Below are 26159 nucleotides of genomic sequence, written 5' to 3'. Positions count from 1 at the left end.
TTCACTCCGTTCTTTTACGCGGCGATCTGGACGCCGTGCTGGCGCAGATACGCCTCGGCTTCCTCGACGCTTGCCGGCGGCGCGGTCGGCTCGAGGCCGATCATGCGGGCGAGGTTGTTGCCCAGGTAGTCTTCCAGATCGTCCTCGGAGAGGTTCAGGCCCTGCGGCGGCTCGTGGCAGAGGACTTCCAGAAGGTTGATCCACATGCCCGGCTCGTTCGGCGGGGTGTCGGAGCCGAAGAGGATCTTGTGCTTGGGCAGGACCTTGGCGAATTCGACGATACGCGACTGGAGGCACCAGCCGGATTCGACGTAGACGCTCGGCGTGTCGAGGGCCATCTGCATCGGCTCGAACACGTAGACGCCGCCCGTCTGGACGCCGAAGTGGGCGAGGATGAAGTTGATCTCCGGGAATTCGCGGATGATCGGGTAGAACTCGGTCGGGATCGAGTACGGGCCGTCGCCGGTATGCACCTTCACCATCAGGCCGAGCTCGGCGCACTTCTTCATGGCCGGGCGCAGCCAGTCGAGCGCGCGGTCCGGGCGGTAGGCGTGCATGTTCGCCTGGAGCTGGACCATCTTGAAATCGAATTCCTTGGCGTAGCGTTCGATTTCGTCGACGCCGTTCTGCACGCCGTAACGCGGATTGTAGACGAAGCAGCCGAGGAAGCGGTCGGGATGCTCGGTCACCATCTTTTCCGTGTAGCCCATGTACTGGCGGATGGCGGCCTTGCCTTCCAGGTCCATGATTTCATGGGTGTAGATGGTGTTGCCCTGCGGCGGCTGGATGAAGGCCTTGTCCACGCGGCGCGGCTTGCCGTTCACATAGTACGGGCCGTCCATCATCTTCAAAAGCTTGTCGCCGGTGAACGGCGGTCCGTCGTGGCGCCAAGCCAGGTCCACCAGATCGGTGGGGTAGCAGCTTAGGTCGATTATCATTCTTGTTCTCCTGTCGTAGAGGGTCCGGTCGATGCGGGGCCGCGCGGCAATGCCATGCCGGCCGAAGCCGGGCACGGATCCGCGATCTCAGGAAATGCCAAGGACAGAGAAGAACGGCCTGCAGCGCGCCCAGAGCGAGCACGAGCGACGGGTGTTCCTTTCGTAGTCAGCATCGACATTGCGGCCTCATCTTCCAACAGACGGTGAGCAATTGTCGGTGCTTCTACTCGGCGCCAGAAGACCATGCGACTCGCTTTATGTCAATAAAATAATCAATCTAAGCCATTATTTTTAAAGGGATATTCTGAAAAACAGCAATGACCGCCCGCGCGCTGGAGGGTGCGCGGGCGGTTCAGACAGAGGACTTGTGCAAGGCGTCTTGCGACGGGAGAAGCGCCGTCAGGCCGCCAGGCAGGCGCGCAAGTTTCTGTCGATGCCGTCACGGTCGAGATTGCGGCCGATGAAGACGAATTTCGATTTCGGCGTGTCCTCGCCCCAGGCGTGGTCCGGCCGGAAATCGACCAGCTTGTGCACGGCCTGGAGCACGAAGAAGCGGTCGTCGTTCGCCACCGAGACGATGCCCTTGGTGCGGAAGATGTCGTCGCCGTGCTCGCCGAGATAATCCTTCAGGAAGCCCGCGAGCTTCTCGCCGTCGAAGGACTGCGGATAAACGAACGAATGGGACTTCACCGTCGCGTCATGGCTATGGGGCCGCAAAGCCGTCTGGTGGCCGTGCCCATGGTCGTGATCGGGATGATCGCAGGCCTCGTCGTGGCAATCGTGATGATGCGCGTGGTCGTGGTCCGGGTGGTCGCAGGCCGCGTCGTGGCATTCGTGGCTGTGATGGCCATGCGCATCGCGGTCGTCGTCCATGTCGATGTCGAGAATTTCCGCCCGCTCGCGTACATAGGACGGCCGGAAGCCGTTTACGCCGAGGATGTTGGACAGGTCCACCTTGCCGTAGGTCGAACGCAGGATCGGCGCCGTCTGGTTGAGCTTGCGGAGCGATCCCTCGAGCGAACCGAGGGCTTCCTCGGAGGCAAGGTCGATCTTGTTGACGAGGATGCGGTCGGCCGCAACGATCTGGTTGACCGCCTGGTTGTCGCTGCCGTCGAGCACCGGATCGTAGAGGTGCTGGTCGATATGCATGGCGTCCACCAACGTCACGACGGCGTCCAGCTCCACTTCCTCGGCGACGCTGCGATCGACGAAAAAGGCGGTGGCGACAGGCGTCGGGTCGGCAAGGCCCGATGTCTCGACGATGATATGGTCGAACTTGTCCTTGTGGCTGAGCAGCTTCTTCATGACGTCGATCAGGTCGTTGCGCACATCGACGAAGCAGCAGATGCAGCCGTTCTGCATCTGGAAGATCTCCTCGTCGGAGGCGAGCACGAGGTCGCTGTCCACGTCCACTTCGCCGAACTCGTTCTCGATGACGGCGATCCGGTGGCCGTGGCGCTCGGTCAGGATGTAGTTGAGCAGCGTGGTCTTTCCCGATCCGAGGAAGCCGGTAAGGATCGTGATCGGGAGTTTCTTGGTTGCCGGTTCGATATGCATGTTCATGCGCCCTTCTCCCTCAAGGCTTTCAGAATGTCTTCCGGGGTGATCGGATAGTGGTGGAAACGCACGCCGATGGCGTCATGGATGGCGTTGGCGATGGAGGGGCCGATCGCGATGATCGGATCCTCGCCGACGCCCTTGGCGCCCCAGGGGCCGCCCGGATCGGGCGCGGCTTCCAGGATGACCGTCTCGATGTCGGGCATGTCCATCGACAGCGGCATCTTGTAGTCGACGAGGCCGGCATTGAGCGACCGGCCGGTCTTCTTGTCGATCACATAGTCCTCGGTCAGCGTGTGGCCGATACCCTGCTGGATGCCGCCCTCGATCTGGCCTTCGGCCGCGATCGGGTGGATGACCCGGCCGACATCGTGCACCGGTACCACGCGCTTGACCTCGACGATGCCGGTTTCCGTATCGACGTCCACTTCGGTGAAGTGCGCAGCGAAGGAATAGGATTTCGTCGGCTCGTAGGTGCCGTTCGCGACGATGTTGGCGGCGGGAATGCCGCGGGACGGACCCATGGCTTCCGCAACCGACATGACGCGGCCGGGATCGGCGATGAGGAACACCTTGCCTTCGGTCATGTCGACCTCGGCCGGCGAGACCTGCAGCTTCATCGCCGCCCGCTCGAGAACCGCGGTGCGGACCTTGCCGGCGGCCATCTTCGCGGCGGTGCCGACGAGATAGGTCGTGTGGCTGGCGAAGGCGCCGATATCCCACGGCACCACGTCCGTATCGCCGTGGATCGTGCCGACATCCTCGAAGCGCACGCCGAGTTCCTCGGCGACGATCTGCGCCAGAGCGGTATGCGCGCCGGTGCCGAGGCCGGCCGCGCCCGTCAGCAGCGTCACCGTTCCGTCCTCGTTGACCTTCACGGTGGCATTGCCCTGTTCCTTGATGCCCGGATAGGCGGAGGAACCGTGCATCTCGCAGCCGATACCCCAGCCCTTGCGGATATGCGGGCGCTTCGGGTCCGGCGTGCGGTCGCGGTTGCGCAGGGCCTTCCAGCCGATCTTCTCGACGCCGTGCTGGATGCAGATCTCCAGCCCGTGCCCGAGGATCGGATGGCCTGACGGCGCGATGTCGCCCTCGCGCACCACGTTCTTCAGTTTGAGCTCCGCCGGGTCCATGCCGAGCCGCTCGGCGGCCTCGTCCATCTGGATATCCAGCGCGTAGTAGCTCTGTACCACGCCATAGCCGCGGAAGGCGCCGTTGATCGGCGTGTTGGTATAGACGCAGCGTCCTTCCAGACGCACGTTCTCGCAGCGATAGAGCGAGGTGGCCGCGGTGGTGCCGACGATGGTCACGCCCGGACCATGCGAGCCGTACGCGCCCGAATCGTACACCAGCTTCATGTCGCGCGCGACGAGGGTGCCGTCGTTCTTGAAGCCCTGCTTCAGCCAGATCTTGCAGGGGTGACGCGAGCGGCCAGCGACGAAGGTCTCGTGGCGGGTGAATTCCATCTTCACCGGCCGGCGCGTCTCCTTGGCGAGCAGCGCGCAGAGGAATTCATGCTGGAACAGGTCCTGCTTGGCGCCGAACCCCCCGCCCATGTGGTCGACCAGCACGCGTACCTTGGTCAGCGGCAGGCCGAGCACTTCGGCAAGGATGCCGCGCACCATGAAGGAGGTCTGCGTCGAGGTCCAGAAAGTCAGCTTGTTGGAACCGTCCCAGTCGGCGATGCAGACATTCGGCTCCATATAGGCCGGATGCGGCCGCCCGCCGGAAAAGGTGCCTTCGAGCACGAAATCCGCCTCGGCAAAGCCCGCATCGACATCGCCGCGCTTGACGCGCACCGGGTCGAGCACCAGGTTGCCGCCCGGCCCGACGTCGTGGATGAGCGGCGCGCCGGGCTGCGCGGCGTCTTCGGGCTCGAAGACGGCCGGCAAGGGCTCGTATTCCACCTCGATCAGATCCAGCGCCTCGTCGGCGATCTCTTCGCTAATCGCGGCGACGGCGGCGACGCCCTCGCCCCAGAAACGCACCTTGTCGTCGAGGATGTACTGATCCTTGGTGCAGGAGGCCGAGCGCGGATGCGGCGAACCGTAGTGCAGCACGCGCGGCACGTTCTCATGGGTCAGCACTGCCTTGACGCCGGGATAGGCAAGCGCCTTGCTGACGTCGATGCTCTTGATGCGGGCATGGGCGATGGCGGCGCGCTTGATCTTGCCGTGCAGCATGCCGGACAGCTTGATGTCGCCGGTATATTCGGCCTCGCCCGTCACCTTTTCGAGCACGTCGTCGCGCTTGACGCTCTTGCCGATAATCTTGAAGTCGCGCTTCTCGATAGGGGTCGTCATGTTCATGATCTTGCTGCCTCCATCTCGCGCGCGGCGGACTTGATCGCGTCGAAAATCTTCGTGTAGCCCGTGCAGCGGCAGATATTGCCGGAAAGGCCGAAGCGGATGTCTTCGTCGGTCGGGTTCGGGTTGTCGTCGATCAGCTTCTTGGCCATCATCAGGATGCCCGGCGTGCAGAAGCCGCATTGCGAGGCGCCGTGCCGCATGAAGGCATCCTGCAGGGGATGCAGCGTATCGACGCCCGACTGGAGCCCTTCGATGGTCTCGATCGTGCGGCCTTCCGCCTCGACGGCGAGCATGAGACAGGCATTGACCGGCTCGCCGTCGACGATGACGGTGCAGGCACCGCAATCGCCAACGTCGCAGCCCTTCTTGGTGCCGGTGAGGCCGACGTCGTCGCGCAGCGCGTCGAGCAGCGAACGGCAGGTATCGACCGCCATGTCGCGCGCCTCGCCGTTGACGGTGAATTCCACGATCCGTTTCATGCGAATGTCTCCAATGCCTGTTTGATCGCGCGGCCGGTCAAGACGCCGACCATGTCGCGACGGTAATCGGCGCTGGCGCGCACGTTGCTGATCGGCGTGCACTCCTCCATCGCCTTGTTCGCGGCGTTCCTGACGGTCGCCGCGTCGAGCGTGGTGCCGCGCAGCATGTTTTCCGCCCCGGGAGCGCGCAGCACGGTCGCGCCGACGGCGCCGAGCGCGATGCGGATGTCGCTGCACACGCCGTCCTCCATGGAGAGGCTGACGGCGACGCCGACGGTGGACAGTTCCATCGCCTTGCGGCGGCCGTGCTTGAGATAGGCCTTGCCGGTATTGTCGCCGGCCGGCGGCACGGTGATGCCGGTAACGATCTCGCCCTTGGCGAGCACGGTCTTGCCGGGGCCGGTGAAGAACTCGGCGAGCGGCACGACGCGCATATTCGTCGGGCTGTAGATGTGAATGAAGGCGCCGTCCGCGATCAGCGGCGGGATCGTATCGGCCGACGGCGAGGCGCGACAGACATTGCCGACGACGGTGGCGCGGTTGCGCACCTGGATGGAGCCGAGCGAGGCGAGTGCGTCGCGCAGGTTGGGGTAGCGCTCGCGCACCAGCGCCAGGCGCTCCAGGCGGCCGACCGTCACCAGCGCGCCGAAGGTCAGCCCGCGCGTCTCGTCATAGGTGATATCGGACAGGCCGGGGATACTCTTGATGTCGACGACGTTGCGCACGCGGCGCAGCCGCTCCCGGATCTCGACCAGCAGGTCCGTGCCGCCGTTGAACAGAAAAGTGTCGTCACCGAGATCGGTGAGAAGACGGGAGGCCTGCTCCAGCGTTTCCGCACGATGGTATTCAAAGCGCCTCATGGCGTTCCTCTTGGATTTCGGCCCTTCGGGCTCGGGGCTCCGGCGGCCGTGGCCGCCGGACTAATATTTGTGGCTTTTCAGGCGAGGTCGGCAGCGGCTGCGCCGTTCTTGACCTCGGGCTCATCCGTCTCCTTCGCGGGCACGCCGTTGAAGAGGATGTTGAGCAGGGCCGCCGCGAAGGTGCCGACCAGCACGCCGCTGTGCAGGAATTTTCCGAGTGCGGCAGGAAGCTGGGCGAAGATATTGTCCGCAACGACCGGCACCATGGCGAGGCCGACGCTGACCGCGACGATGTAGAGGTTGCGCCGGTTGGCCGCGAAGTCCACTTTCGCCAGAATCTTCACGCCCGTCGCCGAGACCATGCCGAACATCACGATAGCGGCACCGCCGACGACGTAGCTCGGAATGGACGCACTGACGAAGGCCACCTTCGGCAGCGAGCCGAGCAGGATCAGGATGACGCCGCCCGCGGCCACGACCCAGCGGCTGAGCACGCCGGTGATCTGCAGCAGGCCGACATTCTGCGCATAGGTGGTGTAGGTGAAGGTGTTGAGCAGGCCGCCGATGATGTTGCCGACGCCGTCGGTGCGCAGGCCCCGGGTCAGTTCGGTCTGGGTGATCTTGCGCCCGGCCATGTCGCCGACCGCCAGGAACTGGCCGGTCGATTCGATCATCATCACCACCATGACGGCACAGAGCGAGAAGATCGACCAGAACTCGAAGATCGGCCAGCCGAAGGCGAGCGGATGGATGATCTGCACCCAGCCGGCATCCGTCACGCCGTGGAAATCCACCTTGCCGAAGGCGATGGCGATGGCAAATCCGATGCCGATACCCATCAAGACCGCGAGGTTCGCCAAGAAGCCCTTCAGCACACGGGTGAGCAGCAGGATCGACACGAGGACGATCGCAGCGACGGCAAGCGCGAACGGCGCGCCGTAGGCGGGGTTCGGGATCATGCCTTCGGGACTGCGGATCATCGGCTGGCCGCCCGCGGCCCAGTTGACGCCGACGCGCATCAGCGAAAGGCCGATGACCAGCATAACCGTGCCGGTGACGACCGGTGGGAAGAAGCGCACCCATTTTCCGAAGAAGGGCGCGGCGAGAATGGTGAAGACACCCGAGCCGATGACCGCGCCGATGACGCCGGGCATGCCAAGATCGGGATTGGTGCCCGTCGCGATGATCGACGGGACGGCGGTGAACGAGATGCCCATCATGATGGGCAGCCGGATCCCGACATAACGGCCGAAGCCGAGCGCCTGAATCATGGTGACGATGCCACAACAGAACAGATCCGCGCTGACGAGCATCGCGATCTGCTCCTTGGGCAGGTGCAGGGCTGTGCCGACGATGAGCGGTACGGCGACCGCGCCGGCATACATGACAAGAACGTGTTGCAGGCCCAGAGCAAAAAGGCTCGGGATGGGGTACATCTTCTCGACGGGATCCGTCATTGCAGGATTGGACATTCGCTTTCCTCCCAGCGAACAGTGTTCCGGCGCGGTGGGGGCATCTTGGCCTCATGTTTTATCACCGCACGCCGTACGAGGTGGATCATGCGGCTGGCCAAATCAGCAAACAATCGGCATAATTATATTTATTCATCTAGAAACTGAATGAATGGGTCGGCATGGACATCACGCTGAAGCAGCTTCGAGCCTTCGTCACCGTTGCCAATCTCGGTCAGTTCACGCTGGCGGCGGACAAGCTGGGCTCGTCGCAATCGGCGGTCAGCACGCTGGTCCGGCAGCTGGAAGCCAACCTGAACCTGCGCCTATTCGACCGGCATACGCGGCTTCTGCGCCTCACCCAGGCGGGCATGGACATCCTGCCGATCGCGGCGCGCGCCGTTGCCGACATCGAAGGCATGGTGGAAAGCTCACGGGAACTGAATGCGCTCAGGCGCGGCAAAGTCACCATGGCGGCCGGCACGGTCCAGGCCGCCCTGATGATGCCGCAGCTCGTGCACGGCTTCAACAAGCTCTACCCCGAGATCGCCGTCGAACTGCACGACGTCGCGGAGAAAACCGTGCTCGAACAGGTCGCCAACGGATCGGTGGACCTCGGCATCGGCACGGTGCCGGAGGACGACACGGAACTCATGGGCACGCGGCTGACCACCGACGAGTTCCTGGTCGTGCTCCACGCCGACGATCCCCTCGTGAAGCTGCCGGAACTGCGCTGGACCGACCTTGCCGACCGCAAGCTGATCGGCCCGCAACGCGGCAATCCGATTCGCGACCGGCTGGAGAACGAACTGACGCGCAACGGGATCATCCTGCCGCTCGACAAGGCGATGCAGGAAGTGGCGCTGCCGCTGACGATCATCGGCATGGTGGAGGGTGGGCTCGGCGTCGCGATCATGACCTCCGCCGTCACGCGGCTGGCGACCTCGATGGGTCTCGTCGTGCGCACGCCGACCGAACCGCATATCAAGCGCGAGGTCAGCCTGATCCAGAAACGCACCCGTTCCCTCTCTCCCGCCGCCCGCCGCTTCCGGGACTTCCTGCTGAAATCCGTGCATTGACCGCTCAAAAATTTGCGCGTTATCTGGCGGCGCTGCTGGACTGCGCAGGACGCAGGCAGGCAGGGCGCGGCAATCGAGTGCCGCGCGCGGAGGCCGGCGCCCATGCGCTCCCGGTCAGCCGCCGCTCCCAGCCACGCCAGACCCAGCCACGCCAGACCAGGAGCACCCATGGCTCACTCCCTGAAAGACCGTGCCGAACAGCCCCACGAATCCACCCGACCCAATCGCCCCGATCTTTCCTCCGACGCCATCTGCGCCGCCCGGGAAGACCTTGCCGCCTGCTTCCGCATGGCGGCGCGCAACGGTTTCGAGGAAGGCATCTGCAATCATTTTTCCGCCGTCGTGCCGGGCCATGACGATCTCTTCATCGTCAATCCCTACGGCCATGCCTTTCGCGAGCTGACAGCCTCGAAGCTGCTGATCTGCGATTTCAACGGCACCGTCGTCGAGGGCGACGGCGAGCCCGAGGCGACCGCCTTCTACATCCACGCCGAGATCCACCGCCGCCTGCCGCGCGCCAGGGTGGCCTTCCACACGCACATGCCCTATGCGACCGCGCTTTCCATGACGGACGGCCCGCCGCTGATCTGGGCCGGGCAGACCGCGCTGAAATTCTACGGGCGCACCGCCGTGGACGAGAACTACAACGGCTTGGCGCTCGACTACAGCGAGGGCGCGCGCATTGCCGGCACGGTCGGAGAGGCCGACATCGTCTTCCTGAAGCACCACGGCGTCCTGGTGCTCGCGCCGACCATCGCGGAAGCCTGGGACGATCTCTACTACCTCGAACGGGCGGCGGAAGTTCAGGTTCTCGCCATGTCGACGGGCCGCACGGTTTCGCCGGTGGATCCGGCGATCGCCGAGGCCGCCTACCGGCAGATGCGCGAGGGCGACGAGGACTCCGCCCGCGCCCACCTTGCCGCCATCCGCCGGCAGCTCGACGCGGAAGAACCGCAATATCGGCACTGAGCATCTGCGAGGCCTGCGCCCTGCCGGGTTCAGAGGGCGCGGGCCGACAAAATCTTCAATATATTGATTTAACTTGATTTTATTCGACAAATATTGCGCCCGCGAGAAATCTTAGCACCCGCGATTGTTGCGAATTTTTTATCAAACAATTCAAATAATGAATTTGTTTAAATTAATGGCGCGTGCTTACGTTTGTTTCATAACGAAAAAGGTGGGGACGAATGGTACGTGAAAATCCAACTGCGTCGCTCGCAAATCTGACCCCCGGTCAGCCCTTTGCACTTACCGGCGGAAGCGTCATCCATGCGGACGGTTCGCAATCGGTCAGCGATATCATCGTGGGGGCCGACGGGCGCATCGTCGCCGTCGAGCCGTTCCTCGACGCCACATCCTACGGCGCTTGCATCGACATTTCCGGCATGCTGGTTTCGCCCGGCTTCCTCGATGCCCACCAGCATCTGGACAAGACCGGCGTCCTGCGCTTCACGCCCAACCCGTCCGGCACGCTCCAGGGCGCCCGCGAAGCCTTCGCCAAATATGCCCGCACCGCCGGCCCCGACGATATCCACAAGCGTGCGACGCGCACGGTCGAACGATGTCTTTCCCGCGGCACGACGGCCATTCGCAGCCATATCAACGTCGACAAGGATGCCGGCTTCCACGGCATCGAGACGCTGGCCGGCATCCGCGATGGCGCGAAGGACCGCATCACCCTCCAGCTCGTCGCCTTCATGACGCCCCATCCGGGCCAAGATTTCGACTGGCTGGACAAGAATATCGACGGCGCCGTGGCGCTGGCCGACGCCGTCGGCGGCACGCCCGCCGTTTCCGAAGACCCGCCGCGCTATCTCGACATCCTGTTCTCCGCCGCCGTGAAGGCCGGAAAACCGGTCGATCTGCATCTCGACGAGCACCTCAAGGCCGACGTGCACCTGCTGGACGCCGCCCTCGAAAGGGTCGAGCGCTTCGGCATGCAGGGGCGCACCGTCTTCAGCCATATCTCGGTGCTGAGCGCCCTGCCGCGCTCGGAGTTCCAGCGCATCGCCGAGCGCATGCTGGCGCTCGATGTCGGCGCCGTGACGCTTCCGGCCGCAAACCTCTACCTGCAGGGCCGCGACTACGAGATGCTGCCGCCGCGCGGCCTGACGCGGGTCGCCGAACTGCACCGGGCCGGCGTCACCATCGCCACGGCCTCCGACAATATCCAGGACCCGTTCGTGCCGACCGGCTCGGGCGACATGCTGGAGATCGCCCGCTGGACGCTGCTTGCCGGACATCTGCGCGGCGACGAGCTCGCCGCGGCCCACCGCATGATCACGACGGCCCCGGCCCGCCTGATGGGCCTTGGCAAGGATTATGGCCTTGCGGCCGGCGCCCGCGCCGACTTCATCGTCACCGACTGCCTGGACACCGACACGCTGGTCGCCGGCGGACCGGACCGCGCCTTCGTCTTCTCGAAGGGACGCCTTGTCTCGCAAACCGCCACCACGTCCGTGCACATCGAACGTGCCCGCTTGAAGGAGGATGCATAACCGAACGGCGACTCCGGGGGATTGGAACTTCAATCTAATGGGAGGAATGGAATGAAGAAGACTGCAATTTCACGTCGTTCGTTACTTGCATCCGCTCTCGGCCTGGCCTTCGCCGGTATATCCTGGCAAGTCCCGGCGCATGCCGAAGACTTCAAGATGGGCCTTCTCGTGCCCGGCAGCGTCGCGGAGGAAGGCTGGAACCGCATCGCCTACGACGCGCTGAAGCGGGTCGAGAAGGAGCTCGGCGCCAAGATCAGCTATGTCGAGCTGCCCGACAATCCGGCCGCCTTCGAAAAGGCGTTCCGCGACTATGCGAGCCATGGCTATCAGGTCGTCCTGGGGCACGGCTTCCAGTTTCAGGATGCGGCCTTGACGACGGCGGAGGATTTCCCCGAAACCGTCTTCCTCGTCTCCTCGAGCTATGTGCACGAAGGCAATGTCATCGGCCTCAACACCGATGCCAGCCAGCCCTTCTATCTCATGGGCGTGATCGCCGCGAAGACGGGCAAGGGCGCGGGCCTCATCGGCGGCATGGAAATACCGCCGATCGCGCATGCCTTCGAGGGTTTCGCAAAGGGCGCCAGGAGCGTGAACCCGGACTTCCCGGTATCGACCGTCTTCATCAACAGCTTCACCGACGCGAGCGCCGCCAAGGAAGCCGCCGTGAGCATGATGTCCCAGGGCGCCGATTTCGTCGTTCCCAACGCCAATGCCGCCGGATTGGGCGTCATCCAGGCCGCGCAGGAAGCGGGCACGCAATACGGCACCTTCAGCGTCTACAGCGACTACACGGAGGTCGCCCCCAAGAACATCCTCGGCACCTTCATCGCCGATTACGGCCAGGGCATCGTTCGGATCGTGTCCGCGATCAAGGATGGCAAGGTGCCGGAAAGCAACGTCGATTTCGGCCTGAAGGACGCCGACGTCATCAAGTTCAACTTTAACGACGAGGCCGCCAGATCGATACCCGCGGACCTGCGCAAGCACCTGGAGGAGGTGCGTGCGAAGATCGCTGCGGGCGAGGTCCAGACACGCGCGAAGTAAGCGCCGGCCCTGAAAAACCATCAAAATGGGAGGAAGAGCAATGAGACTTTCAAGAAGAATGTTCCTGGAAGGAGTGGCGGCGCTGTCCATCGCCGTATCCGTTCCGGCAATGGCGCATGCCGAAGACTTCAAGATGGGCCTTCTCGTGCCCGGCAGCGTTTCGGAGGAAGGCTGGAACCGGATCGGCTACAACGCGCTGAAGGGCGTGGAAGAGCAGCTCGGCGCCAAGATCAGCTATGTCGAGCTGCAGCAGAACCCGGCCTCGTTCGAAAAGGCGTTCCGCGACTATGCCAGCCAGGGCTACAAGATCATCCTCGGCCACGGCTTCGAATTCCAGGATGCCGCGCTGGAAGTGGCCCTCGACTATCCGGACACCTATTTCCTGATCTCCTCAAGCGCCATCCATGAAGGCAACGTCATCGGCCTCAACACCGATACCAGCCAGCCCTTCTACCTGATGGGCGTCATCGCCGCGAAGATGGGCCGCAAGGCCGGCCTTGTCGGCGGCATGGAAATCCCGCCGATCCAGCAGGCCTTCGCCGGCTTCAAGAACGGCGCCAAGAGCGTCAATCCGGACTTCCCGATCAGCGAGGCCTATATCGGCAACTTCACCGATACGACGGCCGCCAAGGAAGCCGCGCTGAGCATGATCTCGCAGGGCGCGGACTTCGTGGTGCCGAATGCCTCGGGCGCGACCGTCGGCGGCTACCAGGCCATCTCCGAATCCGGCCCGGACGTGCGCTCCTTCTCGATCTTCAGCGACTTCACCGAAGTCGCGCCCAACAACATTCTCGGCCTCTACGTCGCCGACTATGCGCAGGGCGTCGTGGAAGTCGCGCGTTCGATCCAGGATGGCAAGCCACCGACGGAAAACGTCGTCTTCGGCCTCAAGGACCCGAAGGTCATCTCCTTCACCTTCCGCGATGACGGCCCGGTCTCGGTGCCGGAAGACATCCGCGCCGAGGTCAAGGCGATCAGCGAGAAGATCGCTGCCGGCGAGATCAAGACCGACGGCCAGTGACCGACGGGCGCTGCGGCCGGCCCATCCGGCCGCAGCGCTCCCTTTCGCGCCACACCAACATTCGGACCGATCCATGGAACAGGTAAACCAGGGAGTGCGTGAGAACGTGTATCCTCAAGCAGCCCATACCTTTTACCGGACGCTCTCGCAGATCGCGATCAGCGCCGTTACCCCCATCGCGGCAGTCCTCGTCGCCCTTGCCTGCGGCGCCCTTCTTTTGTGGCTCAACGGCTTCAACGGCAGCGATGCCTTCACCGTCATGGTCTTCGGCTCGTTCCAGGACATGCGCTCGGTGGGCGAGATCCTGCTCAAGGCGACCCCGCTCATCCTCATCGGCGCCGGCCTCTGCGTCGCCTTCCGGTGCAGCATCTGGAACATCGGTGCCGAGGGACAGCTCTATGTCGGGGCAATCGCCGCGACCTTCGTCGGCACCAGCATCGACGGCCTGTCCGTCTGGGTCCACGTTCCGCTTGTCATGGTGGCGGGCGCGCTGGCCGGCGCCGCCTGGGCGGGCATTGCCGGCTTCCTGAAAGTGCGCTTCCAGGCAAGCGAGATCGTCACCACGATCATGCTCAACTACATCGCCCTCATCCTGACGAGCTATCTCGTCACCGGACCGATGCGCGATGCGAGCGCCGCCTATCCGCAATCGGCCCGCCTCGTGCGCGAGGCCTGGACGCCGCGCATCGTCTCGGACATGCGCCTGCATATCGGCATCCTCGTCGCCATCGTGCTGGCGGTCGCACTTTATATCTTCCTGCAAAGGAGCAGCCGCGGCTTTGCGCTGCGCGTCGTCGGCCTCAACCCGCATGCCGCCCGCTATGCCGGCATGGATGTGCGCCGCAACGTGATGATCGCCATCTGTATCAGCGGCGCGATGGCGGGCCTTGCCGGCGCCTTCGAAGTGGCAGGCGTCACCCACCGGCTCTACCAGAACATCTCGCCGGGCTATGGCTTCGAGGGCATCGCCGTCGCGCTGCTCGCCAACAACAATCCCCTGGCGGCGATCCTGTCGGGCGGGCTGTTCGCAACCCTGCGATCCGGTTCGGAGGTTCTCCAGATCACCTCGCAGGTGCCGCAGGTCCTCGTGCTGGTCATCCAGGGCATCGTCATCCTGTCGGTCGTCGCCTTCGCCAAGTTCCGCGAAATAATGCGGATCCTGCGCTAGGCGGCGATTGGAAATCAAAGGCTTAACCCGCCCTCCGCGAGGGACGGACATGATCCAAAGGGGTCCGTTGCATGGACGACATGATGTTTCTCACCTTCCTCGCGACGCTGGCCGGCGCCGCCTGGAGGCTTGCCACGCCGCTGATCTTCGCCTCGATCGGTGAGGTCTTCTCCGAACGGGCCGGGGTGCTCAATATCGGGCTGGAAGGCACGATGCTGGTCGGCGCCTTCTGCGGCTTCGCAACGGCTTTCGCGTCCGGCAGCGTCCTGCTCGGCCTTCTCGCCGGCGTCATCGGCGGCATGCTGTTCGGGCTGATCTTCGCCTTCTTCACCATCACCATCAAGGCGGACCAGATCGTGGTCGGCGCGGCGCTCAACCTGCTCGGCATGGGCCTCACGGCCTTCCTGTTCCGCACCTACTACGTCTCCACCGGCAAGGGCATCGAGATTGCCCAGCCGATCCACATTCCCTGGCTCAGCGACCTGCCCTTCCTCGGCGAGGCCTTCTTCCGGCAGAACCTGATCGTCTACAGCACCATCCTCGTGGCAATCCTTGCCGCCGTCGTGCTCTACCGCACCTCTTTCGGCCTGACGCTGCGCGCCGTCGGCGAGCATCCGAAGGCGGTCGATGTCGCCGGCCGGAACGTTGCGGCCTACCGCTACAGCGCCGTGCTGATCGGCACGGGGCTTGCCGGGCTCGGCGGCGCCTTCCTGACGCTCGGCCACTCCAACCAGTTCGTCGAGGGCATCACCTCGGGCCGCGGCTTCATCGCGCTTGCCGTGGTCGTCTTCGCCCGGTGGTCGCCCATCGGCGCCTTCTTCGTCTCGCTGCTCTTCGGCCTGTTCTATGCCCTGCAGCTCATGCTCCAGGCCCAGGCGTCGATCGTCGTGCCCTACCAGTTGCTGCAGGCGCTTCCCTACATCATGACGATCATCACGCTCGTCGTGGTCCGCGGCAAGGGTGCCGCGCCGAGCAAGCTCGGCCAGCCTTACGAAATGAGGTAACGGACATGTCCCAGAAACCCTTCCTGCGCATCGACAACATCCACAAGCGCTTCGGCCCCATCGTCGCCAGCGACGGCGTGTCGCTGGAAATCGAGGAGGGCGAGATCCACTCGCTGCTCGGTGAGAACGGCGCCGGCAAGAGCGTGCTGATGAGCATGATCTGCGGCATGGTGCGGCCGGACGAGGGCGAGATCGTCTACAAGGGCCAGTCCGTCCGATTCAACAGCCCCCGCGAGGCGATCCGCCAGCGCATCGGCATGGTGCACCAGCATTTCATGCTCGTGCCCAACCTCACCGTCGCGGAAAACTACATCCTCGGCCAGGGAACGGCGCTGCGGCTCATCAACGACATGGACAAGGTCCATGCGAAGATTCGCGAACTGTCAGACCGCTACGCGCTCGACGTGCGGCCCGACGCGATCATCGAGGACCTTTCGGTCGGCGAGCAGCAGCGCGTCGAGATCCTGAAAGCCCTGTTCCACGGCATCGACCTGCTGATCCTCGACGAGCCGACCGCCGTGCTGACGCCGCAGGAAACCGACCGGCTGCTCGCCCTGATGGGCGATCTCGTCAAGGACGGAAAGACCGTCGTCTTCATCTCCCACAAGCTCGATGAAGTCATGCGCGTCAGCAACCGCATCAGCGTCATGCGCGACGGGCGCGTGGTGCACACCGTCAACGTCGCGGACACCAACGCCCGCGACCTCGCCCGCATGATGGTGGGCCGCGACGTGCGCATGGAACTGCCGCGCAGTCCTGCGGCCCCCGGCCCGCTCGTGCTGTCGGTCGAAAAACTCACCTGCCGCAGCGAAACCGGCCTGCCCGCCGTGCGCAATGTCAGCCTTGACGTGCGCGCCGGCGAGATCGTCGGCATCGCCGGTGTTTCCGGCAACGGCCAGACCGAGCTGTCGCTGGCGCTGTCCGGCCTGCTGCCGGTCGATTCCGGCCGCGTCATCCTCAACGGCAAGGACATTACCGGGCTGGACCCGTCCCGCATCAATGCCAGCGGTTTTTCCCACATCCCCGAGGACCGGCACAAACACGGCATCGTGCTCTCCCTCTCGCTCAGCGAGAACACCATCCTGCAACGCTACGACCAGGCGCCGTTCGCAAAGCGAGGCATGCTGAACCGGCGCACGATCAGCACGCATACGCAGGATCTCATCAAGCGCTTCCGCGTGAAGTCGCGCGACGAGGACCAGCGGATCGGCGATCTCTCGGGCGGCAACCAACAGAAGCTGGTGGTGGCGCGGGAACTGGCGCGCAACCCGGATTTCATCCTCGTCAACCAGCTTGCCCGCGGCATTGATATCGGCGCGATGGAATTCGTGATGGAGGAGATGCTGAAGCAGCGCGACAACGGCCGCGCCATCCTGCTGATCTCCACCGAGCTAGAGGAGCTTTTCGCGATCTGCGACCGCATCCTTGTGATGTGCCACGGCGAAATCCTCGGCGAACTGCCGCCCGACCGCAGCCGTCTTGACGAGCTGGGGCTGCTCATGGCGGGCAATACGGAACAGGCGGCTGAGCAACCAGTGCTTGCCGGCTAGAGCAATTCCAGTAAAAGTTAATGGCGGTTTTCGCACAGGAGCGGCGCCGGCAACGTTTTAGGCAGACCCGGCATGTCCCAAGGAGGGCGGCTCGTCCATGAACATAACCCTGCGGCAACTCAGGGCTTTCATCGCGGTGGCCGAGCTCGGCCAATTCAATCTCGCCGCCAGAAATCTCCACATTACCCAGTCCGCGGTCAGCATCCTGATCCGCGATCTGGAATCGGAAATCGGCGTGCGCCTGTTCGATCGCCATACCCGCATGGTCTCGCTCACGCTGGTCGGCCAGGAATTCCTGCCGCAGGCCCGCAAGATCCTGAAGGACCTGGAGCTTGCGGTCGGCGATGTCAGGGACAACGCCTCCCTCAAGCGCGGACAGGTGACGATCGCGGCCGCGATCGTGCTCGCCGCGACGATCGTGCCGCCGATTATCGCCCGCTTCCTGCGCATGTATCCCGAGATCTCCGTCAGTATCCGCGACATGCCGGAAGAGCAGATCAGCCCGGCGCTGAAGCGCAACGAGGTCGATATCGCGGTCGGCACCCTTTCCGAAGACGATCCTGAGATCACCGCGACGCCGCTCCTGCGCGACAAGCTGATGTTCGTCTGCCGTGAGGACCATCGCTTCGCCAAGCGCAAATCCGTGCGCTGGGCCGAACTGAAGGACGAAACCCTCATCACGCTCGCCGCCGCCAATCCGCTGCGCAACATCGTCGAGCACAACCTCATCCGCGTCGTGCCGAGCTTCCGCCCGAAATACGATGTGCGCTTCTCGACGACGGCCATCAGCATGATCGCCGCCGGCATGGGCGTCGCCGTGCTGCCGGAAAATTCCAGCCAGCTGGCCTCCGCGGTCGGGGTGACCACCGTCGATCTCATCGAACCGCTCGTCATGCGCGACGTCTCGCTGCTGCAGCGGCGCCACCACAGCCTCTCGCCGGCGGCCGAGCACCTCAAGGCCGTCTTCATCGCCGCAGCCGCCGAACGGAACGGCTTCCCGGAGCGCGGCCCCCGGAAGTAGAAGCGACCGGCTTCCTCACCCTCTTGATGGAGCGGCACCCGCCGCTTTCGACGGGCGTATTTCCGCCGCGCATATGCTATTGGTTCAGCCGCATTCCCTGCATAAAATGGCCGTTGCATTCTTGCAGAAAAAATGTAGGAATTCCCCGCGAGACTTGCAGAAAAAATGCAAGTTATTGAACGAAGCCTCCAGATTCAGGATAGCGCCATGACCGCCACGCCTCTTACAGACCGCAAGAACGCCGCCATCTCGCGCGGCGTCGGCATGACCACGCAAATCTACGCCGACCGTGCGGAGAATGCGGAAATCTGGGACAAGGAAGGCAATCGCTATATCGATTTTGCCGCCGGCATCGCCGTCGTCAATACCGGCCACCGCCATCCGCGCGTCATCGAGGCCGTGAAGAACCAGCTCGACCGCTTCACCCACACCTGCCACCAGGTCGTGCCCTACGAGAACTATGTCGAGCTTGCCGAGCGCCTGAACACCATCACCCCCGGCAACTTCGCCAAGAAGACGATCTTCGTCACGACGGGCGCGGAAGCCGTCGAGAACGCGGTCAAGATCGCCCGCGCCGCCACCGGCCGCCAGGCCGTCATCGCCTTTTCGGGCGGCTTCCACGGCCGCACCTTCATGGGCATGGCGCTGACCGGCAAGGTCGTTCCCTATAAGGTCGGCTTCGGCGCCATGCCGGGCGACGTCTTCCACGCACCCTTCCCGGTCGAAATGCACGGCACGACGGTCGAGCAGTCGCTCGGCGTGCTGAAGAAGCTCTTTGCCGCCGACGTCGACCCGAACCGCGTTGCCGCGATCATCATCGAGCCTGTGCAGGGCGAAGGCGGCTTCTATCCGGTCCCGGTCAACTTCATGAAGGCGCTGCGCGAGATCTGCGACCAGCACGGCATCCTGCTCATCGCCGACGAGGTGCAGACTGGCTTTGCCCGCACCGGCAAGCTGTTCGCCATGGAGCACTACGGCATCGCCGCCGACCTGATGACCATGGCCAAGGGCCTTGGCGGCGGCTTCCCGATCGCAGCCGTCACCGGCCGCGCCGAGATCATGGACGCACCCGGCCCCGGCGGCCTCGGCGGCACCTATGCCGGCAGCCCGATCGGCGTTGCCGCAGCCCATGCCGTTCTCGACGTCATCAAGGACGAGGACCTGTGCAACCGTGCGGAAAGCCTCGGCGCGCGCCTCAAGCAGCGCCTCGCCTCGCTGCAGGACAAGATTCCCGAGATCGTCGACATCCGCGGCCCCGGCTTCATGAACGCCGTCGAGTTCAACGATGTCGCCACGAAGCAGCCGAGCGCCGACTTCGCCAACAGGGTGCGCCTGAAAGCCCTCGAAAAGGGCCTGATCCTGCTCACCTGCGGCGTGCACGGCAACGTCATCCGCTTCCTCGCGCCGATCACCATTCAGGACGAGGTTTTCGCCGAAGCGCTCGATATCCTCGAAGCCTCGATGATCGAAGCCCGCGCCGCCTGACCGGCGTCGCAAACGATTGAAACACATCCTCCCAAGGCAACACCCGGAGCAACGCTCCGGGTGAACGCCCTTCCATGTCCGAAGGAATGAAAGCATGGCCTTTTACGATGCTCATACGAGACACCTGACCTCGACCGAATTCCTGCGCGATGCAGGCTATGTGAACGGCAACTGGATCGGCGGCAACGGCGCCGAGACCTTCGACGTCTTCAACCCCGCGACCGGCGAAAAACTCGCGACGCTGCCGGAAATGGGCGCGAGCGAGACGGCGGCTGCCATCGACGCGGCCTACCAGGCGCAGCAGCTCTGGGCCGCCCGCCCGGCGAGAGACCGCAGCGTGCTCTTGCGCAAGTGGAACGACCTGATCGTCGCCAATGCCGACGAACTTGCCGCGATCCTCACCGCCGAAATGGGCAAGCCGCTGCCGGAAGCCCGCGGCGAAATCCTCTACGCCGCGTCCTATGTCGAGTGGTACGCGGAAGAGGCAAAGCGCATCAACGGCGAGACGATCCCTGCCCCCTCCGCCGACAAGCGCATGCTCGTCATCAAGCAGCCGGTCGGCGTCGTCGGCACGATCACGCCCTGGAACTTCCCGGCCGCGATGATCGCCCGCAAGGTCGCCCCGGCCCTCGCCGTCGGCTGCACGGTCGTCTCCAAGCCCGCCGAGCAGACCCCGCTTTCGGCCATTGCGCTCGCCGTGCTCGCCGAAAAGGCCGGCATCCCCGCCGGCGTCTTCAACGTCATCCTCGGCACCGACGGCCCGGCCATCGGCAAGGAGCTGTGCTTCAATCCGAAGGTGCGGAAGATCTCCTTCACCGGCTCGACGGAAGTCGGCCGCATCCTGATGCGCCAGTGCGCCGACCAGATCAAGAAGGTGAGCCTGGAGCTCGGCGGCAACGCGCCCTTCATCGTCTTCGACGACGCGAACCTCGATGCGGCCGTCGAAGGCGCCATGGCGTCCAAGTACCGCAATGCCGGCCAGACCTGCGTGTGCGCCAACCGGCTCTACGTGCAGTCGAACGTCTATGACGCCTTTGCCGAAAAGCTGGCGAAGAAGGTCGCGGAGCTTTCGGTCGGCAACGGCTTCGACAAGGGCACGACGATCGGCCCGTTGATCGAGGAAGCCGCCATCGAGAAGGTCGAGGCGCATATCGCCGATGCCGTCTCCAAGGGCGCGAGCGTCGTTGCCGGCGGCAATCGCGTCAAGGGCAAGGGCACCTTCTTCCAGCCGACGGTGCTGAAGAACGTTGCCCGCGGCATGACGGTCGCCAGGGAAGAAACCTTCGGGCCGGTCGCCCCGCTCTTCCGCTTCGACACGGTCGAGGACGTGATCGAGCAGGCGAACGACACCGAATTCGGCCTAGCCGCCTATTTCTTCGCCGGCGACCTGAAGAAGGTCTGGAAGGTGACGGAAGCGCTGGAATACGGCATGGTCGGCGTCAATACCGGGATCATCTCCTCCGAGGCCGCCCCCTTCGGCGGCATCAAGCAGTCCGGCCTCGGCCGCGAAGGCTCCGCCCACGGTGCGGACGACTATCTGGAGCTGAAATATGTCTGCATGGGCGACGTCGCCTGACGATCCAGGATCGCCCCGCCTCTTGCGGGGCGATGCCTATGCGGGCTCGATATCCGTCCTGGAGAAGCCATCGCCTTTGTAAAGCAGCGGCACGCCAAGCTGCCGGCATGGTATATCCTTCCCGTTCAGGAGGTATATACAGCATGTGCCAGCCCGACCTGAAAGATCAGGCCGGCTTCACCGCCTCCGGATGCGCCGCCTTGAAGGCCGGCAGCGCGAGGCAGGTTTGCGCGATGCGGCGCACACGCTCAAGACCGGCCATGTCGACGCCCCAGCGTTCGGCATTGTAGACCTGCGGCACGAGGCAGAAATCGGCCATGGTGGGCGTTTCGCCGTGGCAGAAGGTGCCGGTCGACGGGTTGTCGAGCAAGGCTTCGACGGCCGTAAGGCCCTCGCCGATGAACTTCTTCATCCAGCCGGAGCGAACCTCGTCCCCGCCTCCAGTGATTTCCAGGACATGGCCGATGACGCCGGTGTTGCAGACGGCGTGGATTTCCATGGCTATGGCGTAGGAGAGCGTGCGCACCCGCTGCCGCCCGAGAGGATCGGCGGGCAGGAAACGCGCCTCGGGACGCGTTTCCGAGAGATATTCGATGATCGCGAGGGACTGCGTCAGCATCTGCCCGTCGATCACCAGCGCCGGCACCAGCCCTTGCGGGTTGCGGGCGCGATGTTCCGGCGCGCGCTGCTCGCCCGCCAGAAGATCGACCGAAACGCGCCTATAAGTCAGGCCGAGACTTTCGAGCGCGATGCGCACGCGATAACTCGCCGAGGAGCGCCAGTAGTCGAAGAGCAGTATGTCGTCGCTCACCGCTCAATCCTTCTCGTAACGCGTCACGGTCTGCTCGATGGCGCCGAAGATCGAGTGGCCGGCCTTGTCCTTCATCTCGATGCGCACGATGTCGCCGAACTTCATGAAGGGCGTCTTCGGCGCGCCGGCGGCGATCGTCTCGATGGTGCGGACCTCGGCAATGCAGGAATAGCCGGCCCCGCCTTCCGAAACCGGCTTGCCGGGACCGCCGTCGAGCTTGTTAGAGACGGTACCCGAGCCGATGATCGAGCCGGCGACGAGCGGACGGGTTTTCGCGGCATGGGCGACGAGCTGGCCGAAATCGAAGGTCATGTCGACGCCCGCATTGGCCCTGCCGAAGGGCTTCCCGTTGAGCGAGACGAGCAGCGGAAGATGCAGCTTGCCACCCTCCCAGGCATCGCCCAGTTCATCGGGAGAAACGGCGACCGGCGAGAAGGCGGAAGACGGCTTCGACTGGAAGAAGCCGAAGCCCTTGGCAAGTTCCGCGGGGATGAGACCGCGCAGCGACACGTCGTTGACCAGCATGACGAGCTTGATGGCGGCGCGGGCCTCCTCCACGCTGGCGCCCATCGGCACGTCGTCGACGATGACGGCGATCTCGCCTTCCATGTCGATGCCCCAGGCCTCGTCGCCCGCGAGGATCGGATCGCGCGGGCCGAGGAAGCTGTCGGATCCGCCCTGGTACATCAGCGGATCGGTCCAGAAGCTCTCGGGCATCTCGGCATTGCGGGCCTTGCGCACCAGCTCGACATGGTTGACGTAGGCCGACCCGTCCGCCCACTGATAGGCGCGCGGCAACGGCGAGGCAGCGTCGTGCTCGTGGAAGCGCACGGTCGGCTGCGAGCCGGTCTCCAGCCCCTCGGCGACCCGCTCCAGCCGCGGCGCGACATGCTCCCAGTCGTCAAGCGCATCCTGGAGGGTGCGGGCGATATGGCCGACTTCCGAGCAGCGGGTCAGGTCGCGCGAGACGACCACCAGACGGCCATCGCGGGTGGAATTCTTCAGCGTCGCAAGCTTCATGCGTGTCTCTCCCGATCTTGTTTCCGGCCGCCCGATCGTGTCATCTTCCGGCCGTATCTCTCCACCCTCGTGCGCCGCTCCCACGGCGCATCGCATTTTCGAGGAAATCCCGCTTGAACCGTACGGTCCGAAATTCCCTGCTGATCGCTGCCGCCTTTACCGCGGCAACGGCCATCATCCTTTATACGATGGGTCAGCCACTCATCTGCAAGTGCGGATATGTCAAACTCTGGCATGGCGTCGTGTTTTCTTCGGAAAACTCGCAGCACCTGTCCGATTGGTACACGCCGAGCCACATCATCCACGGCATCCTGTTCTTCGGCTTCTTCACGCTGATCCTCAGGAAGGCGAGCATCAACGTCAGGCTCGCCCTTTCGCTCGTCGTGGAATGCGCGTGGGAAATCCTCGAAAACACCGACATGATCATCAACCGCTATCGCGAATCGACGATCTCGCTCGATTATTTCGGCGACAGCGTGATCAATTCCAGCGCGGATATCCTGGCGATGGTCGTCGGCTTCTTCCTCGCCGCGCGCCTGCCCGTCTGGGCAAGCGTCGCGATCATCATCGTCTTCGAGGCGACGACCATCTGGCTCATCCGGGACGGGCTGGCGCTGAACATCCTGATGCTGGTCTGGCCCATCGAAGCCGTAAAGGCCTGGCAAGGCGGCTAAAGTCACTTGATGCCCGGCGTGCCGTCGAACTTGCGCTCCAGCCCATCCCAGCATTCGAGATAGTTGTCCTGCAGGGTTTCCAGCTCGGCCGCGAATTTCGTGAGCTGCTGGGGAAAGCGGGTCTCGAACATGAAGGCCATGGTGTGGTCGAGTTTCACCGGCTTCAATTCGCTGTTCGAGGCCTTCTCGAAGCCGGTGGCATCGGGTCCGTGCGGCAGCATCATGTTGTGCAGGCTCATGCCGCCGGGCACGAAGCCCTCTTCCTTGGCATCGTACTGGCCGTGGATGAGGCCCATGAACTCGCTCATGATGTTGCGGTGATACCAGGGCGGGCGGAACGTGTGCTCGGCCACCAGCCAGCGCGGCGGGAAGATGACGAAGTCGATATTCGCCGTTCCGGCCTCCTCCGTCGGTGCCGTCAGCACCGTGAAAATCGACGGATCGGGATGGTCGAACAGGATCGCACCGACCGGCGAATAGGTGCGCAGGTCATATTTGAACGGCGTGTAGTTGCCGTGCCAGGCGACGACGTCGAGCGGCGAATGGCCGATCTCGGTGACGTAGAACTTGCCGCACCATTTGACATGGACCCGGCACGGCGTCTCCTTGTCCTCGTAGGCGGCGACCGGCGTCTTGAAATCGCGCGGATTGGCAAGGCAGTTCGCACCGATCGGCCCGCGGTCCGGCAGGGTGAATTTCGCGCCGTAGTTCTCGCAGACATAACCGCGCCAGACGTCGCCCTCGCCGATGCGCGAGACCTTGAACATCATGCCGCGCGGGATGAGGCAGATCTCCAGCGGCTCGACGTCCATGATGCCCATTTCTGTGAAGACGCGGATGGCGCCGAGCTGCGGCACGACGAGCAGTTCGCCGTCGGCATTGAAAAAGTAGTCGTCCACCATGTCGGCGTTGAACGTATAGGCGTGCGCGGCCATGCCGACCTGGGTCAGCACGTCGCCGGCCGTCGTCATGGTACGCAGGCCTTCGAGGAAGCTGAGCGTTTCCTTCGGCGCCGGCAGAGGGTTCCAGCGTAACTGGCCGAGCGGCAGGGAATGGTCGTCGAGGCAGGGCGCAGTCTTCCAGTGCGGATAGCTGGCGTTGGAGAAACGCCGGGTATGGCGCACGCTCGGGCGGATGCGGTAGAGCCAGGAGCGCTCGTTGGTGCCGCGCGGGGCGGTGAAGGGCGAGCCGGAAAGCTGCTCGGCATAGAGGCCGTATTCGCACTTCTGCGGGCTGTTCTGGCCTTGCGGCAGCGCGCCGGGAAGCGATTCCGTCTCGAAGTCGTTGCCGAAGCCCGGCATGTATTTCAGGCTGTTGGCGTTCTCCTCGTTACGATCCGGCATGGCTTGCCCTCCTCTGCAAGGCTGTCTATCAGATGGTTACAGGTGTAACTGTCCATTTTGTAACCATCAAGGCGGTCTGCCATGGACTTCAAGCTCGAAACCTTCCTGCCCTATCGCCTCAACCAGGCAGCCGAGCGGGTGAGCCAGCGTTTCGCCGCGCAGTATCGCACCCGCTACCGCATGACCCGGCCGGAATGGCGCGCGCTGGCCGCGCTCGGCTCCTACGGCCGCATGACGGCGACGGAGATCGGCGCCAATTCCAGCATGCACAAGACGAAAGTGTCCCGCGCCGTGCGGGCGCTGGAGGAAAAGCGCTGGCTGAAGCGCAGCGAGGATGCCAGCGACCGGCGGATCGAGCATCTGGAACTGACGCCGGCCGGCCGGCGCATCTATGGCGAGATGATCGCGCTGGCGCGGGCCTATGAGGAGGAAATAGCGCGGCTTCTGGCCGGCGGCCTCGCGCAGCTCGAAGCCGGCCTTGCGGCTATCGAGGCGAACTTGCCGGCAGGGACCGCAAGGCGCGGCCCCCGGGACTGACGGTCTCGGTCACATCAATCGGACTTCGACTTGTGCTCCGGCTTGCCCTTGCGCTTGGTGGAGGCCATTTCCTCCAGCTCCTTCTCCGACATGGATTTCTCCATGCCCTTCGAGGCGCCCTTGAGCTCGCTCTTCTTCATGTCGCCGCGTTTTGCGGCAAGCGCCGCACCCGCGGCCTTCTGCTGCGCTTTCGATTTTGCCGGCATGACAGCCTCCCTTGACGATATGGGCGCAAACGCATCCCTTCGCCCGATGTTCCGGAGGCCGTCATCCCCGCTCCTTGACGGTCTCCATCGCCACATTGGTCGAGGTGTTGGCGACATAGGGCAGGTTCGAGATGCGTTCGCCGAGCACCAGCCGGTATTTCTTGATGTCGCGGGTGCGGATTTTCAGGAGATAGTCGAAGCGGCCGGCGATCATGTGGCACTCCTCGACCTCCTTGATCTTCTTGACCGCCGCATTGAAACTCATCAGCGCCTCCTCCTGCGTATTGGTCAGCTTCACCTCGGCGAAGGCGATGTGATCGAGGTTCATTTTCGAAGGGTTGAGGATCGCCTTGAAGCCCTGGATGAACCCCTCCGCGATCAGCCGCTTGAAGCGGTTCTGGCACGGTGTCTTGGACAGGCCCACCTTTTCGGCGAGCTCGGCCACCGGGATGCGGCCGTTTTCCGTGAGTTCCTCGAGGATTTTGCGGTCGAACGCATCCAATGACCCATCAACTTGCGAAATAT

At 64.0% G+C, this 26159-nt stretch carries 24 protein-coding genes; 13 read left to right on the top strand and 11 right to left on the bottom strand.

Annotated elements, in window-relative coordinates; genetic code table 11:
- Positions 1 to 14 precede the first annotated feature (14 nt).
- The 6 genes from Q9316_RS22240 to Q9316_RS22215 form a co-directional block, all read right to left on the bottom strand.
- The gene (locus Q9316_RS22240; protein ID WP_306035496.1) at positions 15 to 938 is read right to left on the bottom strand and encodes an amidohydrolase family protein; all 924 of its coding nucleotides are present in this window, start codon (positions 936 to 938) and stop codon (positions 15 to 17) included.
- A 399-nt stretch (positions 939 to 1337) separates the two neighbouring features.
- A complete protein-coding gene (locus tag Q9316_RS22235) occupies positions 1338 to 2501 on the bottom strand; it encodes a CobW family GTP-binding protein (RefSeq protein WP_306035495.1) in 1164 nt (387 codons plus the stop codon).
- Positions 2498 to 4804 (bottom strand): xanthine dehydrogenase family protein molybdopterin-binding subunit, encoded by a 2307-nt coding sequence (locus Q9316_RS22230; protein ID WP_306035494.1) that lies wholly within the window; start codon positions 4802 to 4804, stop codon positions 2498 to 2500. The genes Q9316_RS22235 and Q9316_RS22230 overlap by 4 nt, the downstream gene beginning before the upstream one ends.
- Positions 4801 to 5283, bottom strand: a complete 483-nt coding sequence (locus Q9316_RS22225) for a (2Fe-2S)-binding protein (protein WP_306035493.1) — start codon at positions 5281 to 5283, stop codon at positions 4801 to 4803. The genes Q9316_RS22230 and Q9316_RS22225 overlap by 4 nt, the downstream gene beginning before the upstream one ends.
- Positions 5280 to 6143, bottom strand: a complete 864-nt coding sequence (locus Q9316_RS22220) for an FAD binding domain-containing protein (RefSeq protein ID WP_306035492.1) — start codon at positions 6141 to 6143, stop codon at positions 5280 to 5282. The genes Q9316_RS22225 and Q9316_RS22220 overlap by 4 nt, the downstream gene beginning before the upstream one ends.
- Before the next feature lie 77 nt (positions 6144 to 6220).
- Positions 6221 to 7615 carry a nucleobase:cation symporter-2 family protein gene (locus tag Q9316_RS22215; RefSeq protein ID WP_306035491.1) on the bottom strand — a complete coding sequence of 465 codons (1395 nt, stop codon included), beginning with the start codon at positions 7613 to 7615 and terminating at the stop codon, positions 6221 to 6223.
- A gap of 161 nt (positions 7616 to 7776) precedes the next feature.
- Here Q9316_RS22215 and Q9316_RS22210 point away from each other — a divergent pair, with 161 nt between their 5' ends.
- The 11 genes from Q9316_RS22210 (at position 7777) to Q9316_RS22160 (ending at position 21043) form a co-directional block, all read left to right on the top strand.
- Entirely contained in the window at positions 7777 to 8673 is an 897-nt protein-coding gene (locus Q9316_RS22210) for a LysR family transcriptional regulator (RefSeq protein ID WP_306035490.1), read from the top strand.
- Between the two features lie 168 nt (positions 8674 to 8841).
- A complete protein-coding gene (locus Q9316_RS22205; protein ID WP_306035489.1) occupies positions 8842 to 9642 on the top strand; it encodes an aldolase in 801 nt (266 codons plus the stop codon).
- A 221-nt stretch (positions 9643 to 9863) separates the two neighbouring features.
- Complete coding sequence (locus tag Q9316_RS22200) at positions 9864 to 11174, top strand: amidohydrolase family protein (RefSeq protein WP_306035488.1); 1311 nt, start codon at positions 9864 to 9866, stop codon at positions 11172 to 11174.
- 51 nt (positions 11175 to 11225) lie between these two features.
- Complete coding sequence (locus Q9316_RS22195) at positions 11226 to 12218, top strand: BMP family lipoprotein (RefSeq protein ID WP_306035487.1); 993 nt, start codon at positions 11226 to 11228, stop codon at positions 12216 to 12218.
- Between the two features lie 40 nt (positions 12219 to 12258).
- Entirely contained in the window at positions 12259 to 13239 is a 981-nt protein-coding gene (locus Q9316_RS22190) for a BMP family protein (protein WP_306035486.1), read from the top strand.
- Between the two features lie 106 nt (positions 13240 to 13345).
- A complete protein-coding gene (locus Q9316_RS22185; protein WP_306035485.1) occupies positions 13346 to 14407 on the top strand; it encodes an ABC transporter permease in 1062 nt (353 codons plus the stop codon).
- Positions 14408 to 14478: 71 nt separating this feature from the next.
- The gene (locus Q9316_RS22180; protein WP_306035484.1) at positions 14479 to 15411 is read left to right on the top strand and encodes an ABC transporter permease; all 933 of its coding nucleotides are present in this window, start codon (positions 14479 to 14481) and stop codon (positions 15409 to 15411) included.
- Between the two features lie 5 nt (positions 15412 to 15416).
- A complete protein-coding gene (locus tag Q9316_RS22175; protein WP_306035483.1) occupies positions 15417 to 16961 on the top strand; it encodes an ABC transporter ATP-binding protein in 1545 nt (514 codons plus the stop codon).
- Between the two features lie 97 nt (positions 16962 to 17058).
- The gene (locus Q9316_RS22170) at positions 17059 to 17982 is read left to right on the top strand and encodes a LysR family transcriptional regulator (protein WP_306035482.1); all 924 of its coding nucleotides are present in this window, start codon (positions 17059 to 17061) and stop codon (positions 17980 to 17982) included.
- A gap of 207 nt (positions 17983 to 18189) precedes the next feature.
- Positions 18190 to 19467, top strand: a complete 1278-nt coding sequence (locus Q9316_RS22165) for a 4-aminobutyrate--2-oxoglutarate transaminase (RefSeq protein WP_306035481.1) — start codon at positions 18190 to 18192, stop codon at positions 19465 to 19467.
- A gap of 94 nt (positions 19468 to 19561) precedes the next feature.
- Positions 19562 to 21043, top strand: a complete 1482-nt coding sequence (locus tag Q9316_RS22160; RefSeq protein ID WP_306035480.1) for an NAD-dependent succinate-semialdehyde dehydrogenase — start codon at positions 19562 to 19564, stop codon at positions 21041 to 21043.
- Positions 21044 to 21209: 166 nt separating this feature from the next.
- Here the strand turns inward: Q9316_RS22160 and maiA are convergent, their stop codons facing one another.
- Entirely contained in the window at positions 21210 to 21854 is a 645-nt protein-coding gene (gene maiA, locus Q9316_RS22155; RefSeq protein ID WP_306035479.1) for a maleylacetoacetate isomerase, read from the bottom strand.
- Between the two features lie 3 nt (positions 21855 to 21857).
- Positions 21858 to 22874 carry a fumarylacetoacetate hydrolase family protein gene (locus Q9316_RS22150; RefSeq protein ID WP_306035478.1) on the bottom strand — a complete coding sequence of 339 codons (1017 nt, stop codon included), beginning with the start codon at positions 22872 to 22874 and terminating at the stop codon, positions 21858 to 21860.
- Between the two features lie 89 nt (positions 22875 to 22963).
- On the opposite strand from Q9316_RS22150, the gene Q9316_RS22145 reads away from it, so the two are divergent.
- Entirely contained in the window at positions 22964 to 23548 is a 585-nt protein-coding gene (locus Q9316_RS22145) for a DUF2585 domain-containing protein (RefSeq protein ID WP_371878048.1), read from the top strand.
- Between the two features lie 2 nt (positions 23549 to 23550).
- On the opposite strand, the gene hmgA is transcribed toward Q9316_RS22145, so the two are convergent.
- Entirely contained in the window at positions 23551 to 24891 is a 1341-nt protein-coding gene (hmgA, locus tag Q9316_RS22140) for a homogentisate 1,2-dioxygenase (protein WP_306035476.1), read from the bottom strand.
- A gap of 81 nt (positions 24892 to 24972) precedes the next feature.
- Here hmgA and Q9316_RS22135 point away from each other — a divergent pair, with 81 nt between their 5' ends.
- Entirely contained in the window at positions 24973 to 25428 is a 456-nt protein-coding gene (locus Q9316_RS22135) for a MarR family winged helix-turn-helix transcriptional regulator (RefSeq protein ID WP_306035474.1), read from the top strand.
- Positions 25429 to 25442: 14 nt separating this feature from the next.
- Here Q9316_RS22135 and Q9316_RS22130 read toward each other — a convergent pair whose 3' ends face one another.
- Both Q9316_RS22130 and Q9316_RS22125 read right to left on the bottom strand, forming a co-directional pair.
- Positions 25443 to 25634: a DUF3008 family protein gene (locus tag Q9316_RS22130; RefSeq protein ID WP_119255569.1), complete on the bottom strand. Its 192-nt coding sequence runs from the start codon at positions 25632 to 25634 to the stop codon at positions 25443 to 25445.
- Between the two features lie 61 nt (positions 25635 to 25695).
- Positions 25696 to 26136, bottom strand: coding sequence for an Lrp/AsnC family transcriptional regulator (locus Q9316_RS22125; RefSeq protein ID WP_371878030.1), 441 nt, complete (start codon positions 26134 to 26136; stop codon positions 25696 to 25698).
- Between the last annotated feature and the right edge of the window lie 23 nt (positions 26137 to 26159).

The organism is Shinella zoogloeoides (assembly GCF_030733845.1).
In the GTDB taxonomy this organism is placed as follows: domain Bacteria; phylum Pseudomonadota; class Alphaproteobacteria; order Rhizobiales; family Rhizobiaceae; genus Shinella; species Shinella zoogloeoides_C.
This window is presented reverse-complemented; position numbering and strand designations above follow the sequence as displayed.